This is a genomic window from Pseudomonas sp. UF-293 (assembly GCF_058245595.1).
In genome coordinates, this window is record NZ_JBSICA010000008.1 from 41,234 (window position 1) to 56,936 (window position 15,703).

Consider the following 15,703-nt stretch of genomic DNA (forward strand, 5'->3'; position numbering starts at 1 on the left):
GAGAACGTTATGGCCCGTGGGGTTAACAAAGTCATATTGGTCGGCACTTGCGGCCAGGATCCCGAAGTTCGCTACCTGCCTAACGGTAACGCCGTGACCAACCTGAGTCTGGCCACCAGCGAACAATGGACCGACAAGCAGACCGGTCAGAAGGTCGAGAAGACCGAGTGGCACCGTGTGTCGATGTTCGGCAAGGTTGCCGAGATCGCCGGTGAATACCTGCGCAAGGGTTCGCAGGTCTACATCGAAGGCAAGCTGCAGACCCGCGAGTGGGAAAAGGACGGCATCAAGCGTTACACCACTGAAATCGTGGTCGACATGCAAGGCACCATGCAACTGCTCGGCGGCCGTCCACAACAGGGCGATCAGCAAGGCGGCGGCAATAACTATCAGCAGCAGGCGCCACGTCAGCAGGCTCCACGCCCGCAGCAGTCCGCTCCACAGCAGCGCTCGGCTCCAGCGCCTCAGCAGGCCGCTCCGCAACCGGCTCCGGATTTCGATAGCTTTGATGACGATATTCCGTTCTGATTTGCCGCTGTAACCGCTTTAAATGAAAAAGGCCCGTCGCTTAAACGACGGGCCTTTGTTGTGAGGCAATTTCAGCGCGCCCCCAATCACCTGTAGGAGCTGACGAGTGCAACGAGGCTGCGATCGTTTGACGTTGCTTCTGAAGATCAAAAGATCGCAGCCTCATTTCACTCGTCAGCTCCTACATGGGGAATTGTTTCAGTCGAGGATCAGATGCGGCAGGAAGCGGCTGGAGTCCTTGGTGATCAAACTGTTGTCTTCGCGCACACCAATCCCCGCCGCCTCATCACCAATCACCCACGAGCCAATCAGCGTGTAGCTTTCGCCAAACTTCGGCAGCGGCGCAAACTCCTGCAGGATGAATGGCGCATCGGTGTAGGGTCCGTCCTCTTTGACGATCAGACCTTCCGTCGTTTGCAGCTCGATGTTGGCGCCTTCGCGGGAAAAGTACGGCTTGCGCACCCAGCCTTTCGGCACGGCACTTTGCGGATTCGGATCAAGGTGCGCAGCCAGCAGATTCGGATGGCCTTGGTGCAACTCCCACAGCAAAGGCAGCGCACCTTTGTTCGACAGAATCGCCTTCCACGCCGGTTCGAAAAACTGCGTATCGCATTCGGCTATCGCTCCACCGAACGGTTCGTGGAAGATGAATTCCCAGGCGTGCAGCTTGAACAGGTGCGGGATCCAGCGATCCTGCAGATCGACGAACCGGCCTTCAGCTGTCAGACCGATGTCTTCGATATCGATGTGGCGTGATTCGATGCCGGCCTTTTCCGCGATCAGCCGCAGGTAATCGGTGGTGCCTTTGTCCTCGACCGAGTCCTTCATCGAGGCAAAGTAGAACGGCCGCTTCAACTGCAATTCGGCGAAGGCCTGGTGCAGCTTGGTGTCGATGCTGTTGAACTGGTCGGCATGCCCGGGCAGCGTGCCGCGCTCGATGCATTGTTCCAGCCAGCCCCACTGAAATGCCGCCGCTTCATAGAGGCTGGTCGGCGTGTCGTAGTTGAGCTCCAGCAGTTTCGCCGGCCCGTTGCCGCTGTAAGAAAAGTCCATGCGACCGTACAGATGCGGATGCCCCTCGCGCCAGGAGGTGCGGATCATGTCGTAGTACGCCGCCGGGATACTCAGGCGATCGAGCAACTGCTCGCTGTTGACCACGCGCTCAACCAGATCCATGCACATCTCGTGCAGTTCGGTAGTCGGGTCTTCGAGATCGTTTTCGATCTGCGCGAGGCTGAACTGGTAGTAGGCGCTTTCGTCCCAGTACGGTTCGTCGTCGATGGTGTGGAACAGGAAACCGAGGCTTTCGGCGGTGTGTTTCCAGTCGGGGCGCTCGGCGCAGTGGATCTTTTTCATGTCAGCTGCTCGAGCGTCCGGAACTGCTGCCCCAGCCGCCCCAACCGCTGCGGGCGCTGGACTGGCTGCCGAAACCGCCGCGCGAAGTCGACGACGCAACGTTCACCGGTTTGCTCTTGCTGCTCTCGTAATCCGACTGGCTGCGCGAGGTTGTGTCAGCTCGGCGGTACTGCGTTGAGGTGTTGTACGGCTGACGCGTTTCGCGATCACGGTAAACGGTACGTTCGGCGTTGTTGCTCATTGCGTTGCCGATCAGCCAGCCGGTCAGCCAGCCATTGCCGCCGCCACCCGAACTGCCGGAATAGTGCGAGCCGCCGTGGCTGGCGCTGCTGCTCGTGGTGTCCCCCGCCGGCATTTGCGAATTGGCGATGGCATCGAGATCTTGCGGCGTCTCGGCATTGCCCGGCACCTTGAAGCCGCCGAGTTTCGGCACGAAGAGGCCATCGGAATTTTTCTGACACCAGCCAGCGGCAAAGTCTGCGTCGCACTTGGCTTTGTCGCTGTAGGCCGGGGCGATGCGTCGGTGTTCGTTGAGGGCGGCGACGTAGGCGCTGGAGCAGAGATCGGCGGCCACTTCGGCGTCGACACACTGTTCAACGCTCTGGAAATTGCGCGGCTGATCCAGCGCCGCTGCTTCACCGGAAATCGCCATCGCCACCGACGCGGCGAGGGACAACTGCACGTATTTGCTGCGTTTCATCGAGAGGCTTCCTGCCGATCAGTGGGACGGGGTCATGCACGCGGCATTGAGCATGCCGACGCTGATCGCCACGGCGGCGACATAAATGCCGGCGGCGACTTCGCCGTTGGCGATGCGCTGGGACGTGCCCTTGAGCACCAGCCCGGTAGCGACGAACGCCAGCAATTGCACGACGGCGGCGATGACCGCCCAGAGGACGAAGTCGAGCACGTTGACCGAGTAGGCGATCACGTTGCTCGCCGGAATCGCGAAACCGATGATCGCCCCGGACAGGGCAATGGCGGCGGCAGTGTTGCCGGCGCGGATCAGCTCGAATTCCTTGTGCGTAGTGATGCGCGTGTAGACGAATTGAAACAGCATGAACAGCAACACGGCGCCGATCAGGTAGACGACAAAACCGACCAGCGCGGTTTTGTTCAGGGAAACGGCCAAGACTTCCAGCATGAAAAACTTCCTTTTTTAGATGGCGCTCAAATCAGTCGTGTACAGCGAGATGCCCAGCGAGGTGCTCAGGCTGACGGTGCCTTCTTCATCCTGTTCGACGGAGAACAGCAGCAGTTCGCGGCGATCGGTCAGGCCGGTGTCGCGGGCGTACAGCATGGCGTGGTGCTTGATGGTGTAGGACTCGTCCGGATTGACCACGTGCTCGGTCATTGGCACCAGTTCGGTCTGCTGCAGTTCGGTGCCCCACTCGCGCGCGTATTCGACACCATTGTGGGTGTAGGTCGGCAAACCGATCAGGCTGTTCGGGCCGGCCAGACGCTGCAATTCGGCGTCACTGTTGACCGTCACGTAGCTGAGGTAATTGAACAGGGTGACCGACTCGATCTGGTCTTCACCGGTGACGTGGATCTGCACCCAGAAATCCTCGTCGTTCATGTAATAGCGATGCAGTTTGTTGGACTGGCCGAGATCGACCCAACCGGCGCTCCACACCGCTTGATCGAATGGCACCCGCACCGAAGTCGAGCCTTCCAGCAGCAGCGCCAGGGTCGTGTCAAAGCGCACGCCTTTACCTTGTGCCATGCCCAGGGGGCCACTGGCGCCGGTTGGCGTTGGCGCAGCGGTCTGCCAGTTGCTGGTGCCGAGCAAGTCTTTAAACCATCCCATGGGTACGTTCCTTGAAGCGGGTGGAGGTGTTCGGGTGAAAAAGTGGCGGTAGTGTACCGGGCGCAGGGGTGTACGAGCAGAGGCAATTACGCCGCAAAACCATGTGGGAGCGAGCCTGCTCGCGAATGGGTTGTGTCAGTCACTAGATTATTTGACTGTCACGACGCTTTCGTGAGCAGGCTCGCTCCCACGGGTTACCGTTCAGTGATTACTGCGCGGACTTCTGCTTCAGCCGCTCAAGGATCGCATTGGCGCTGCCTTCGTTCGGCGTGATGCCGGCGTCGCGCAGTTTGCGTTCCAGGTCGTTGCCGGTGGAGGCGTCGGCCAGTTCGTCTGCGGCGCTCAGTTCGGCAGCGCGTTGCTGCTGCTTGGCTTGCAGGCGGTTCAGGGTGCCGACCGCAGTTTCCAGTTTGCCGTTGGCGCCGCCGCTGGCAATCGAGGCGCTGACCTGGGCTTTCTGTACGCTGTCGCGGGCCTTGGCCATGTCCACTTGCTGGCGCAGGCTCTTGATCCGCGATTCGGCTTTGCTGATGTCTTTGCGCATGTTATCGGCGTAGGCGCCGAATTCATCGCTGAGTTTCTTCTCGGCAGCGAGGTCATTGGTCAAGGTCGAAATCGCTTCGGCCACTTCCAGCGCCAGGTCTTCACGGCCGGCATTCAGTGCAGCAACAGCCTTGGCTTCGAGATCCTTGATCTTGGCGTCGTACTCGCTGACGCGGTCGGCGGCCAGTTTATGCTTGGCCATGATCGTCACCAGTTCGCGGCGGGCGTTCGACAACGCGCTGTCGGCTTCGCGGATTTCCTGATCGAGGATGCGCAGGGCCTGCTGGTCGGCGATGGCTTCGCCGACTTCATTGGCGCCGCCACGCAGTGCGGTGAACAACTTGCTCCAGATGGACTGAGTCATTGGATATTCCCTGTTGATTACTTGAAGAAGTGTTCGAAGGCTTCGCTGGCGCGCTGCACGTTGTCGACCAGGGTTTTCACCTCGGTGACGACGTTGGTCAGGCTCGAATCAGCACTGAGGGCGCCGAACATGTTGTAGACGGTCTGCCCGTTCGGCATCGATTCGATCCCGATCGACGACAGCGGGAACATCTCGCGGCTGCGCAGTACGGCATCGTTGAACGCCTGGACATCGCTGATCGAATCGATGTCGACCAGCACGGTGTCGACGATGATCTGTTGGCCGGCCAGGGCGATGTGAATCGGCAGACCGCCGAATTCGTTCATTTGCAGCTTGATGCTCGGCTCGGAGCTCTGGATCAGGGACAGCGAAATCTCTTGGGAAGCCACCTCGTCCAGCGCCTTGAGGGCATTGAAGAGGCTGTCGATGGTCCAGTTGTTGCCTGCGCTCATGTGTTTCTCCGACATGAAAGAGCCAGCCAGAATCGGTTGGCGTAGCTGTTGCTCCATTTGCTTGAGCAAGCTTCGGTTTTCCGGAAGCACCCAAGTTTCGTGTTTCACATAACCGGCGGCGGCCAGGCCTGCGCGCATCTGCTTCATGTAGAAGCTCGACGGTTTTTTTGCCGACGCCTTGCCACGCTCGCCCTTGGGGCTAGCTGCGGCAGTCGTCTGAGTGCGGCTTGTCATGGCTGTAATCCGGTTATGAGCGTCTCACGCGTGGGCCACACTACAACCAATGCAAAGTGCCATCAATGACTCACGCGTGAGATTTTCATGACAGACGCAAAAAGGCCCGCAACTTGGCGGGCCAGTGGATTGTGCAGTTGTTGCTAGGCGTTGCTGTGCAGCAACTGCTCAGTCGATACCACGTTGGCATAGGCGAAACCCAGCGCCGCCATGAATGCTGCGTGCACATGGGCGGCGGGCACCGTCAGGCCATTGAATTCCAGGTCACGGCTGGCGCAGGCATCGTGAACCACCGTGACCGCATACCCCAGGTCCGCCGCCGCACGGGTGATGCCATCGACGCACATATGGCTCATGCTGCCGACCACGACCAGGTCGGTGATGGCCTGTTCGTCGAGCACCGATTTCAGTTCGGTTTCACGGAAGGAGTTGACGAAGTGCTTGAGCACCACCGGCTCATCCGCGCGGTTGAGCACTTTCGGATGCAGTTTCGCGCCCTCTGAGCCAGGAGTGAAAAACGGCGCATCGTCGGAGGTGAATTCATGCCGAATGTGCACCACCGGATCGCCCGCTTCGCGAAAGGCTGCGATCAGCCGCGCGGCGTTGTCGGCAGCGGCGTCGGCGCCGACCAGCGGCCACTTGCCTTGGGGGAAGTAGTCGTTCTGGATATCGACTACGATGAGCGCTTGCTTGGCCATGGGATTGTCCTCGAGGCAGTGATTGGGTGTGGCCTCAGTATTGGCGCTGGCCGAGGATTCGAGGATTGGCCGCACCGACAATAGATGGGGGAAAACTGACAATGGCTGCACAAAGAGCCGCCACCGCTGAACTGGGCGTGCTGATTTATCCCGGCGCGCAACTGGCGGCGGTGCACGGTCTGACCGATCTGTTCGCCGTGGCCAACCGCATTGCCGCCGAGTATCAGGCTGTGCAACTGCCCTTGCTGCGAGTCAGTCACTGGCAGGTCGAGGGCGAGCAACTGCCGACGCGGGTGTACGACAGTCATCCCGGTACCGATGGCGCTTTGCTCGCCGTGCTGATTCCGCCGTCCCTCGGCGGGTTCGATGCGGCGCAGATGACTCCGAGCCTGACGCAATGGCTGCGCGATCAGCATGCGCATGGCGCAACGCTTGGCGGTGTCTGTGTGGGCTCGTTGATGCTTGCCGAAAGCGGCTTGCTCGACGGTCGCAGCGCGACCACCCACTGGACCTCGGCCCAGGCTTTTGCCGAGCGTTACCCGAAGATCAAACTGAAGGCCGACACGCCGATTGTCGACGACGGTGACCTGATCACCACGGCCGGGCTGATGGCCTGGTCGGAACTGGGATTACGTCTGGTCGATCGCTTGCTCGGCCCGAGCATCGCCACCGCGACCGCACGTTTTCTGGTGATGGAACACAGCGACAGCGCCAGTGAATGCGGAAGCAATTTCGCGCCGATCCTCAGCCATGGCGACGCGGCGATTCTCAAGGTCCAGCACTGGTTGCAAAGCACCGGGGCGACGGATGTTTCGCTGAACGCGATGGCCGAGCGCGCGGGACTTGAGGAGCGCACCTTCCTGCGCCGATTCCGCACCGCCACAGGCTTGAAGCCGACCGAGTACTGCCAGCATCTGCGGGTTGGCAAAGCGCGAGAAATGCTCGAGTACTCCAATGGCACGATCGACCACATTGCCTGGACGGTGGGCTATCAGGATCCGGGGGCGTTTCGCGTGATTTTCAAGAAGATTACCGGGCTGGGGCCGAGTGAGTATCGTGGGCGGTTTGGAGTGAATCCCGCTCCCAGAACGACGATGACCTGATGTGGGAGCGAGCCTGCTCGCGAAAGCGCTGGATCTGCAAAATTGTAGTCGGCTGACACTACGCCTTCGCGAGCAGGCTCGCTCCCACACTGGAATTTCAGTTCGACCAGGGATCGTGCAATTTGCCGGAATTTTGCGCGCCGTCGTGCAGTTTGAAACAGGCGTGATGCCAGCACTTCAGCGGCAACCACCCGATTACCGGGCGGTTTGGGGAGATCGATGATTGGCCTAATCTCTGCAATTTCTCTGAGTGAACCCATCGACTCATGAAAAGGGGAACGCATGACCCCGACACCCAGCAAGAAAATCGTCGTTGCTCATTCGGTGCGTACCGAGGCACCGCAACATGAAGTCGAGACCAACAAGGCTCTGGCGCGCTGGTTGGCGCAGATTCTCGGTTGCAAGTTCGGCGGCAGTTACGACCCGGCCAAACATTCGGGCCGCGACCTCTATCTGCTGCCGACACAAACCATCGTCGGCGCAGCCCACGCGCAAGCACTTGGCATCAACGGCCCCGATGACTTGTGGGGCGGTTACGTCGAATACGATTTCATCTGCACCAAAGCCATCAGCCACGGCTTGCGCAGCCACCTGGCACACGCGCCGCAAGGCTGGTCGCCGCTGTTTTCGGAGCGGGTGCGCAACGTTGTGCTCGACGGTCTCAGCGTATTTGCCCTGGAAGATGCACGGCCCGCCGCCGAACATCTGCTGTACGCCGGGCCGATTCGCTTGAAGCCGGTTCACGCTTGCGCCGGTCGCGGTCAGGAAGTGATCAAAAGCCTCGACGCGTTCGATGAGATCCTCGCGCGGCCCGAGGCGCAAAATCTGTTCAAGGACGGCGTAGTGCTGGAGCAGGACTTGAGCAACGTCGTCACCCATAGCGTCGGCCAGTCGTTCATCGGCGGCAAAGTGCTGAGCTACTGCGGTGATCAATACTTGACCGAGGATGGCCAGGGCGAAGAGGTCTACGGCGGTTCGAATCTGCTGGTGGTGCAGGGCGGTTATGACCAATTGCTCGCGCTGGATCTGCCTGACGATGTGCGTCTGGCCATTGAGCAGGCACAGGTGTTCGATAGCGCCGCCAACGAAGCCTACCCGCGCTTCTTCGCCTCGCGGCGCAATTACGATATCGCCCAAGGTCTGGACGCCAGCGGCAACCCGCGCAGCGGCGTCCTCGAACAATCCTGGCGCATGGGCGGTGCCAGCAGCGCCGAAGTGGCGGCGCTGCAAAGCTTCGTCAACGATCCACAGATGCGCGCGATTCGCGTGTCATCGGTGGAAACCTACACCGATCAGGCGCTGCCGGCGGACGCCATCGAGGTCTATCGCGGTCCGGCGGAAAACAGCGCGTTTCTTCTCAAATATGTGACGGTCCAATCCTATGACGGCTAGAAGCGAAAGCATTCAAATCGACATTGATGACGAACAGATGAGCGGGACTTTTCTCAGTCCCAAATCGAAAGTCCCGGGGGTGTTGTTTGTTCACGGTTGGGGCGGCAGTCAGGAACGTGATCTGGAACGGGCCAAAGGCATCGCCGGCCTGGGTTGCGTGTGCCTGACCTTCGACCTGCGCGGGCATACCGGCGGCACCGGAATCCCGCTGACCCGCGTGACCCGTGAAGACAATCTGCGTGACTTGCTGGCGGCCTATGATCGCCTGTTGGCGCACCCGGCGCTGGATACCTCGGCGATCGCTGTGGTCGGCACCAGTTATGGCGGCTATCTGGCCTCGATCCTGACGTCATTGCGCCCGGTGCGCTGGTTGGCGCTGCGCGTGCCGGCGCTGTACCGCGACGAGCAATGGCACACGCCCAAACGCGATCTGGACAAGGCCGACCTGCGCGATTATCGCGGCACTCTGGTGCGCGCCGACAGCAATCGCGCCCTGCATGCCTGTTCGCAATTCACCGGCGACGTGCTGTTGGTGGAATCGGAAACCGACGACTTCGTGCCGCACGCGACGATCATGAGTTACCGCGCCGCCTGTCAGCAGACCCACTCGCTGACGCACCGGATCATCGATGGCGCGGATCACGCGTTGAGTGATCCAGTGTCGCAGCAGGCGTATACGTCGATTCTGGTGGACTGGATTACCGAGATGGTGGTGGGGGAGCGGTTGAGCATTATCCAATCCAGATGATCTGTCGCGTGTACCGGCCCCTTCGCGAGCAGGCTCGCTCCCACAGGTTGAACGCATTTCAACTGTAGGAGCTGCCGAAGGCTGCGATCTTTTGATCTTGATTCTAATGTGTGGGTTTCTTCTCGATCCGCAACGCCTTGGCCTTGGCTTCCACCACCAGATACATCACCACCGTAATCAACAAGGGCAGCAGAAAATAAATCGCCCGATACGCCAGCAATCCCGCGACCAGACTGCCACGCGACGCCTCGTGCTGCAGCAACGCCACAAACACAGCTTCCAGCACCCCCAGCCCCGCCGGAATATGCGTGATGACCCCGGCAATCGCGCTGATCAACAGCACGCCGAGTACCAGCGGATAATCCAGTTTGCTTGGCAGCAGAGTGAAGATCACCGCCGCCATCAGCGACCAGTTCAAGGCGCCCAAGAGCAATTGCAGCACCGCCATGCGCAGCGACGGCAGGTTGATTTCCACGCCGCGAATCGACCACTCGCGGCGTTTGGAAAACTGACACGCCGCCAGATAGCCGGCACTGACCAACAGCAATAACACGCCGACCAGTTGCAAGGCCGAACTGCTGAGCTTCCACCCCGGCGGCATACTCACCAGACCGCTGCTGAATACCACGCCGGCGATGGTCATGTAGCCGAACCAGTTGGTCGCCAGACTCAGGCCGAGAATCTTGGCGATGTTGCCTTTGCTTACGCCCAGCCGCGAATACAGGCGATAACGCATGGCGATGCCGCCGACCCAGGCGCTGAGGTTGAGGTTGAAGGCGTAGCTGATGATGCCCACCGGCAGGATCTGCTTCCAGGTCAGGTCCTGCCGAATGTAAGTGCGGCCGATCAGGTCGAAACTGGCGTACACCAGAAAGCTCAGCAGGGTCAGGCTGGCGGCGATGATCAGCGTGCGCACCTTGAAATCGGCAAGGGTCTCCAGCACCTCGGCCCATTCGATGCGGGTGGCGAACATCGTCAGCAGGACGATCAGCGCGAGGAAAAACAGGATAGTCAGCGGACGTTTCCAGCGACTCCATTTTGACGGCGCCGCCTGCGCCGAATGGCTGCTCGAATGGGCTTCGGAATGACTCATGGACGCGCACCTCGGAAAGGCTTCAGACGCGGTTTATGCGCCGGCAGCCAACCGGCCATGGCCGGGAAGTGCCGCAGGAAGTGGAACACCAGAAAGCCTACGGTCATGTGCCAGATGCGCCCACGCGGCAAGAGTTTGGCGTCCATGGCTTTGCAGTGGTTCTGGCTGAGATCTTCGAGGCGTTCGTACAGGTGCTGATTGAATGCGCGATCACGGATCAGCACGTTGGCTTCCAGGTTCAGCGACAGGCTCAGCGGGTCCAGATTGCTCGAGCCCACGGTGCTCCAGTCATCGTCGACCAGCGCGACCTTGCCGTGCAGCGGGCGCTGGCAATATTCGTGAATCTGTACACCGGCGCGCAGCAGATAATCGTAGGTCATGCGCGCTGCCAGTTTGGCTACGAGCATGTCCGGCTGGCCTTGCAGGATCAACCGTACCTCGACGCCACGGCGGGCGGCGTTGCGGATTTCGCGCAGCAGGCGGTAGCCGGGGAAGAAGTAGGCGTTGGCGATGATCACCCGGCGCTTGGCCTTGCGCAGCACCTGCAGATAGACGTCTTCGATATCGGTGTTATGTTGATCGTTGTCACGGAACACCAGGCGTACCTGGCCGTCGTGATCGGTGAAGGCCATTTCCTCCAGACGCTGGCGACGGCGCTGCCACCAGAACCGCGCGCGTCCGGGACGACCGCTTTGCAGCAGGGCGAAGTGATGGATATCGGCGACCACCGGGCCCTGGATCTCCACCGAATAATCCTGCTTGGCTTCAGGGCCGAAATCGGCCAGATGATCGCCCGAAAAATTGATCCCGCCAATGAACGCTATCAAGCCGTCGACCACCACGATCTTGCGGTGCAGACGGCGGAACCAGTTGGTGCGAATGCCCAGATGCTTGGGCGCCGGATCGAAGATCTGCAGGTGCACGCCGGCATCGCTGAGTGCCGACAGATAGCCGGTGCTCAGCTCGCCACAGCCGAAGCCGTCGAGGCTGACCGTGGTGCGCACGCCACGCTGGGCGGCTTCAATGAGGATCTGCTGCAACTCGGCGCCGACCTTGTCTTCGAAGACGATGAAAGTCTCCAGCAGAATCTCACTCTTGGCTGCGCGCATCGCTTCGAATACACGGGGGAAATACTCCTCGCCGTTTTCCAGCAATTGCACGCGGTTGTTGCTGTGCCATTGATACTCGACGTCAACATGCCCGGGCTCGCGCACCGGCGGGTTCAGCGGAACCGGGTCGACGGCGGATTTTTCCAGTGGCGCACTGTTCATAGTTCAATCTCCACCGATAACGGTGCGTGGTCGGAAAGGTGGGACCAGGGCCGGTTGGTCAATACTTTCGGCCGGCTGGCCTTGAGGTTGCGTACGTAGATGCGGTCGAGTCGTAGCGCTGGCAGCCGCGCGGGAAAACTGCGCGCCGGTTTGCCGTAGTGCTCGGCGAACACTTCGCGCAGGCCACAGGGCTTGAGCTGCGCATCGGCACGCTGGCGCCAGTCGTTGAAATCGCCAGCGACGATCACCGGGGCATCGGCGGGCAGTTCGGCGAGGCGTTGCAGCAGCAGATCCAGTTGCGCATTGCGATGGCTCTCGCGCAGGCCCAGATGCACGCAGATCGCGTGCACTTCGGTGCCGTCGCCAGGCAGGCGCAGCACGCAATGCAGCAGGCCACGGTTTTCATGGCCGCTGATCGACACGTCGAGGTTGTCGTGGCGGATGATCTGGAATTTCGACAGCAGCGCATTGCCGTGATCGCCCGCCGGGTACACCGCGTTGCGGCCGTAGGCGAACTGCGGCCAGAGGCTGTCGGCGAGAAATTCGTATTGCGGCATCGTCGGCCAGTTGTCGTAGCGTTTCGGATGCTGCTCGTGCGTGCCGTGCACTTCCTGCAGAAACACCACGTCGGCGGCGACGCTGCGCACCGCTTCGCGCAGCTCCGGGAGAATGAAACGCCGGTTCAGCGCGGTGAAGCCCTTGTGGGTGTTTACGGTCAGTACGGTGAAGGTGCGCACCGAGGGTGAGACTACTGAGCCTTCGTCGGTGAAACCGACCGGTTCGGGAATACTCATGACAGAACTCCTTCTGCGGCAACTTGCCCGGGAGTCGTGGCCAGGTCTTTGTCGAGGTCGAAGCGCTGCAAGAGGTTGCGTGCGTCGTAGGGCGCGCGGACTTTGATGTCGTTGTCGAAGTAGCAAAACACTTCGCGGGATTTGCGTGCGCGGGGTTTCAGGCGTGGCGCTATCAGGTGGGCGTCCTCTGGCTGTTTACCGTGATGCCAGGCGTCGATGCGCTCGGCCCAGCGCTTGAGCGCTTGCTCGGAATAGCCGCTGGCGTAGAGCTCTTCGGCGCCGTGCAGGCGCAGATAGACGAAATCGCTGGTGAGGTCTTCGCGGTACGGCCATTTGCCGGCGGTGTCGGCAATGACCAGTGCAGTGTTGTGGCGTTTGAGCAGGCGCACGAACTCCGGGTCGATGAAACTTTCATGGCGGATTTCCACGGCATGGCGCAGCGGCTTTTTGCGCCAGGCTTTGACGCTGGCGTGGCCGGGCAGATGCGAGTCGTGCTGACGGGCGAGGGCGGCTGCGGCTTGGGTATCGTGGGGCAGTTGCGCGAGAAACTGGTCGAAGCGCTCGGCATCGAATTTGAAGTTCGGCGGAAACTGCCAGAGGATCGGCCCGAGTTTTTCCTTCAGCTCCAAAACGCCCGAGGCAAAGAAGTTCGCCAGCGGTTTTTCGATTTCGCGCAAACGGCGCACATGGGTGATGAAGCGCGGCGCCTTGACGCTGAACACGAAGTCATCGGGAGTTTCGGCGTACCACTGGGCGTATCGTTCAGGTCGTTGCAGGGCGTAGAACGATCCATTGATTTCGATGCTGTTGACCGCGCGGGAGGCGAACTGCAATTCGCGCTTCTGCGCCAGGCCCTTCGGGTAGAAATCCCCGCGCCACGGGGCGTAGCGCCAGCCTGAAATACCGATGTGAATCGTCGCCATCCCATCCTCCCGTAGAAAGTCCTCGTGTTGCCGATGTTCTGTGATGACTGCGGCGGGGACGGGAAAGTTTCGGTGGCGTTACGGACGGTCGCGATTGGCGATTGCCGCCGATTCATTGTGGGAGCGAGCCTGCTCGCGAATGCGGACTGTCAGTAGACGATCCATCGACTGACCCAGCGCTTTCGCGAGCAGGCTCGCTTCCAGTGGATGTGTGTGGGCCTGATAGCTGAACTTGCCGCGCAATTACCGATCAGTTCCTTACCAGGGTCAGCCACGGGAGATCGGAGTTTTGCGCCATTTCAGGATCGCCATTTTGCTGGGAGCGCTGCTGTGCTTCGGCGTCAACACATCGCAAGCCGCCGCGCTACCGGGCGTTCCGGCTGCCGCTGAGACGACGGAAAAACCCGCCGAACCGGAACCGCTGGTGCAGGGCGGTCTGCTCGGGGCGATCAGTACGAGCATTGACGATGTGCAGGAAAAACTCGATCTCAATGAACACTTGGTCGACGCTTGGCGGCTGCGTGCCGATCGCGCGGCGGATGAGGTCGACAGGCTGGTCAAGCAGCCGTCGAACCGCTCGGGCTGGAGCGTGGCCGGGGATTTCCTCACGTTGTCGGGCGTATGGCTGGGCAGTTTCGCCCTGCTGACCGTGCTCGGCAGTTTGCTGGCCAAGCGTCTGCGTGAGGGGCGCTGGTTGCGCACCCGCCAGCGCAGTCAGGATCTGCTCGGCTACGTGTTGCCGTACACCGTGCCGGCGCTGATCTGCCTGCCGCTGACGCTGTATGTCAGTCATTTTCTGCAAGCTTCGGTGGGCCGTGCGCTGGCGCTGTGCCTGGCCTACGCCACCAGCAGCGGCATTTTTTCCACCTCGATGTTGTTGTGCGTGGTGGTGATGTTCAACGTCGGCCACAAGCGCACCGCTGCGCGAATCATCCGTGAGTACTGCCCGCGCCCGCTGTTCCTGATCGGCTTTCTCGCCGCCCTCAGCGATGCCCTGACCAGCCCGCAGATCGCCCGGCAACTGGGCGGCAATATCACCAGCAGCATCGCCGTGTTCACCGGGCTGATTGCCTCGGTGATTTTCGGTTTGCTGGTGATTCGCCTGCGCCGGCCGGTGGCGCACCTGATCCGCAATCGCCCGCTCAGTCAGCGTTTGAAACAACCGTCGCTGCAGGAGTCGCTGCGGATATTTTCCGGGCTGTGGTACTGGCCGATCGTGCTGATGGTGCTGGTTTCGGCGGTCAGTCTGATTGGCATCGGCGAGGACAATCAGAAAGCCTTGCGCTGTGCCTTGTTGACCACCGTGCTGCTGATCGCCACGGTGTTTCTCAGCACTGTGTTGCAGCACCTGTTCAAGTCGCGCAAAGTCGAGGCAATCCAGCGCAGCAGTGCCTACAAGGAACGTTTCCTCAGCCTGTTGCATGCATTGTTGCGTATCGTCATGGCGATTGTGTTCATCGATATTCTCGGGCGGATCTGGGGCGTGTCGTTGCTCGATTTTGCCCAGAGCAGCACCGTCGGTCGAGCGATCAGCAATGCCTTGAGCAGCATCGGTCTGATCTTCCTGGTGACGTGGCTGCTGTGGGTGGTGCTCGACACGGCGATTCAGGAAGCGCTGAAACCGCCGCTGAGCAAACGCGCGGCACGCCAGCCGAGCACGCGGGTGAAAACCATCCTGCCGCTGCTGCGCAACGCGATCAAAATCATCCTCGTGGTGATCTGCGCGATTACCACCATGGCCAACCTCGGCATCAACGTCGCGCCGCTACTGGCCGGTGCGGGCGTGGTCGGTCTGGCGATCGGTTTCGGTTCGCAGCAACTGGTGCAGGACGTCATCACCGGGCTGTTCATCATCATCGAAGACACTTTGTCGATCGGCGACTGGGTGGTGCTCGACTCCGGCCACGCCGGCACGGTAGAGGGTTTGACCATCCGCACCTTGCGTCTGCGCGACGGCAAGGGTTTTGTGCACTCGGTGCCGTTCGGTCAGATCAAGGCTGTGACCAACCAATCACGCCAGTTCGCCTTCGCGTTTTTCTCGGTGCAGTTCACTTACGACACCGACGTCGACAAGGCCATCGAGCTGATCCGCGAGGCCGGCGATTCGATCCGCGAAGACCCGTTCCTCAAATACAACCTGCAAGGGCCGCTGGATGTGTTTGGCGTGGACAAAATGGATCTCAACGGCGTGGTGCTGACGGCGCAATTTCGCACGGTGTCCGGCGGGCAGTATGCGGTGAGCCGCGCGTTCAACCAGCGCTTGAAGAAGCTTGTGGATAACACAGCGAATGTGCATTTTGCGCAGACTTATCCACAGCAGGTTCTGTTGCCGAAGCGACAGGAGGAGGGGGCGGTGGTTACGGGTGAGGTGCCGCAGGAGTCGCGGACCTGAAG

At 60.7% G+C, this 15,703-nt stretch carries 17 protein-coding genes; 5 read left to right on the plus strand and 12 right to left on the minus strand.

Features of this window, described 5'->3' with window-relative positions; translation table 11 throughout:
- Window positions 1–9 precede the first annotated feature (9 nt).
- The gene (locus AC4IHP_RS11330) at window positions 10–528 is read left to right on the plus strand and encodes a single-stranded DNA-binding protein (protein WP_003228709.1); all 519 of its coding nucleotides are present in this window, start codon (window positions 10–12) and stop codon (window positions 526–528) included.
- A 198-nt stretch (window positions 529–726) separates the two neighbouring features.
- Here the strand turns inward: AC4IHP_RS11330 and AC4IHP_RS11335 are convergent, their stop codons facing one another.
- The 7 genes from AC4IHP_RS11335 to AC4IHP_RS11365 all read right to left on the minus strand — a co-directional run bounded on the left by AC4IHP_RS11335 (window position 727) and on the right by AC4IHP_RS11365 (window position 5,985).
- The gene (locus AC4IHP_RS11335; protein WP_490831706.1) at window positions 727–1,884 is read right to left on the minus strand and encodes a glutathionylspermidine synthase family protein; all 1,158 of its coding nucleotides are present in this window, start codon (window positions 1,882–1,884) and stop codon (window positions 727–729) included.
- A gap of 1 nt (window position 1,885) precedes the next feature.
- Complete coding sequence (locus tag AC4IHP_RS11340; protein ID WP_490831707.1) at window positions 1,886–2,584, minus strand: DUF1190 domain-containing protein; 699 nt, start codon at window positions 2,582–2,584, stop codon at window positions 1,886–1,888.
- Between the two features lie 18 nt (window positions 2,585–2,602).
- Complete coding sequence (locus AC4IHP_RS11345; RefSeq protein ID WP_490831708.1) at window positions 2,603–3,028, minus strand: DUF350 domain-containing protein; 426 nt, start codon at window positions 3,026–3,028, stop codon at window positions 2,603–2,605.
- Between the two features lie 15 nt (window positions 3,029–3,043).
- Window positions 3,044–3,694 (minus strand): DUF2491 family protein, encoded by a 651-nt coding sequence (locus AC4IHP_RS11350; protein WP_460121791.1) that lies wholly within the window; start codon window positions 3,692–3,694, stop codon window positions 3,044–3,046.
- Between the two features lie 208 nt (window positions 3,695–3,902).
- A complete protein-coding gene (locus tag AC4IHP_RS11355) occupies window positions 3,903–4,601 on the minus strand; it encodes a PspA/IM30 family protein (RefSeq protein WP_490831709.1) in 699 nt (232 codons plus the stop codon).
- A 17-nt stretch (window positions 4,602–4,618) separates the two neighbouring features.
- On the minus strand, window positions 4,619–5,287 hold the full coding sequence (locus tag AC4IHP_RS11360; RefSeq protein ID WP_460121787.1) for a YjfI family protein: 669 nt from the start codon (window positions 5,285–5,287) through the stop codon (window positions 4,619–4,621).
- 143 nt (window positions 5,288–5,430) lie between these two features.
- A complete protein-coding gene (locus AC4IHP_RS11365) occupies window positions 5,431–5,985 on the minus strand; it encodes a cysteine hydrolase family protein (protein WP_460121785.1) in 555 nt (184 codons plus the stop codon).
- Between the two features lie 101 nt (window positions 5,986–6,086).
- On the opposite strand from AC4IHP_RS11365, the gene AC4IHP_RS11370 reads away from it, so the two are divergent.
- The 3 genes from AC4IHP_RS11370 to AC4IHP_RS11380 all read left to right on the plus strand — a co-directional run bounded on the left by AC4IHP_RS11370 (window position 6,087) and on the right by AC4IHP_RS11380 (window position 9,228).
- Window positions 6,087–7,088, plus strand: coding sequence for a GlxA family transcriptional regulator (locus AC4IHP_RS11370; RefSeq protein ID WP_490831710.1), 1,002 nt, complete (start codon window positions 6,087–6,089; stop codon window positions 7,086–7,088).
- A gap of 282 nt (window positions 7,089–7,370) precedes the next feature.
- Window positions 7,371–8,480 (plus strand): DUF3182 family protein, encoded by a 1,110-nt coding sequence (locus tag AC4IHP_RS11375; protein WP_490831711.1) that lies wholly within the window; start codon window positions 7,371–7,373, stop codon window positions 8,478–8,480.
- Complete coding sequence (locus AC4IHP_RS11380; RefSeq protein WP_016772959.1) at window positions 8,470–9,228, plus strand: alpha/beta hydrolase family protein; 759 nt, start codon at window positions 8,470–8,472, stop codon at window positions 9,226–9,228. The genes AC4IHP_RS11375 and AC4IHP_RS11380 overlap by 11 nt, the downstream gene beginning before the upstream one ends.
- A gap of 103 nt (window positions 9,229–9,331) precedes the next feature.
- On the opposite strand, the gene AC4IHP_RS11385 is transcribed toward AC4IHP_RS11380, so the two are convergent.
- From AC4IHP_RS11385 to AC4IHP_RS11405, 5 genes are all read right to left on the minus strand, one after another.
- Entirely contained in the window at window positions 9,332–10,321 is a 990-nt protein-coding gene (locus AC4IHP_RS11385; RefSeq protein WP_490831712.1) for a lysylphosphatidylglycerol synthase domain-containing protein, read from the minus strand.
- On the minus strand, window positions 10,318–11,592 hold the full coding sequence (clsB, locus tag AC4IHP_RS11390) for a cardiolipin synthase ClsB (protein WP_423520144.1): 1,275 nt from the start codon (window positions 11,590–11,592) through the stop codon (window positions 10,318–10,320). Before clsB ends, AC4IHP_RS11385 begins: the two co-directional genes overlap by 4 nt.
- Entirely contained in the window at window positions 11,589–12,386 is a 798-nt protein-coding gene (locus tag AC4IHP_RS11395) for an endonuclease/exonuclease/phosphatase family protein (RefSeq protein ID WP_460121777.1), read from the minus strand. The genes clsB and AC4IHP_RS11395 overlap by 4 nt, the downstream gene beginning before the upstream one ends.
- On the minus strand, window positions 12,383–13,309 hold the full coding sequence (locus AC4IHP_RS11400) for a DUF72 domain-containing protein (RefSeq protein ID WP_426783344.1): 927 nt from the start codon (window positions 13,307–13,309) through the stop codon (window positions 12,383–12,385). Before AC4IHP_RS11400 ends, AC4IHP_RS11395 begins: the two co-directional genes overlap by 4 nt.
- 78 nt (window positions 13,310–13,387) lie before the next feature.
- Window positions 13,388–13,552 (minus strand): hypothetical protein, encoded by a 165-nt coding sequence (locus tag AC4IHP_RS11405; RefSeq protein WP_490831713.1) that lies wholly within the window; start codon window positions 13,550–13,552, stop codon window positions 13,388–13,390.
- 46 nt (window positions 13,553–13,598) lie between these two features.
- Between AC4IHP_RS11405 and AC4IHP_RS11410 the strand changes: the two genes are divergently transcribed.
- Entirely contained in the window at window positions 13,599–15,701 is a 2,103-nt protein-coding gene (locus tag AC4IHP_RS11410) for a mechanosensitive ion channel domain-containing protein (protein ID WP_490831714.1), read from the plus strand.
- Window positions 15,702–15,703: the final 2 nt, after the last annotated feature.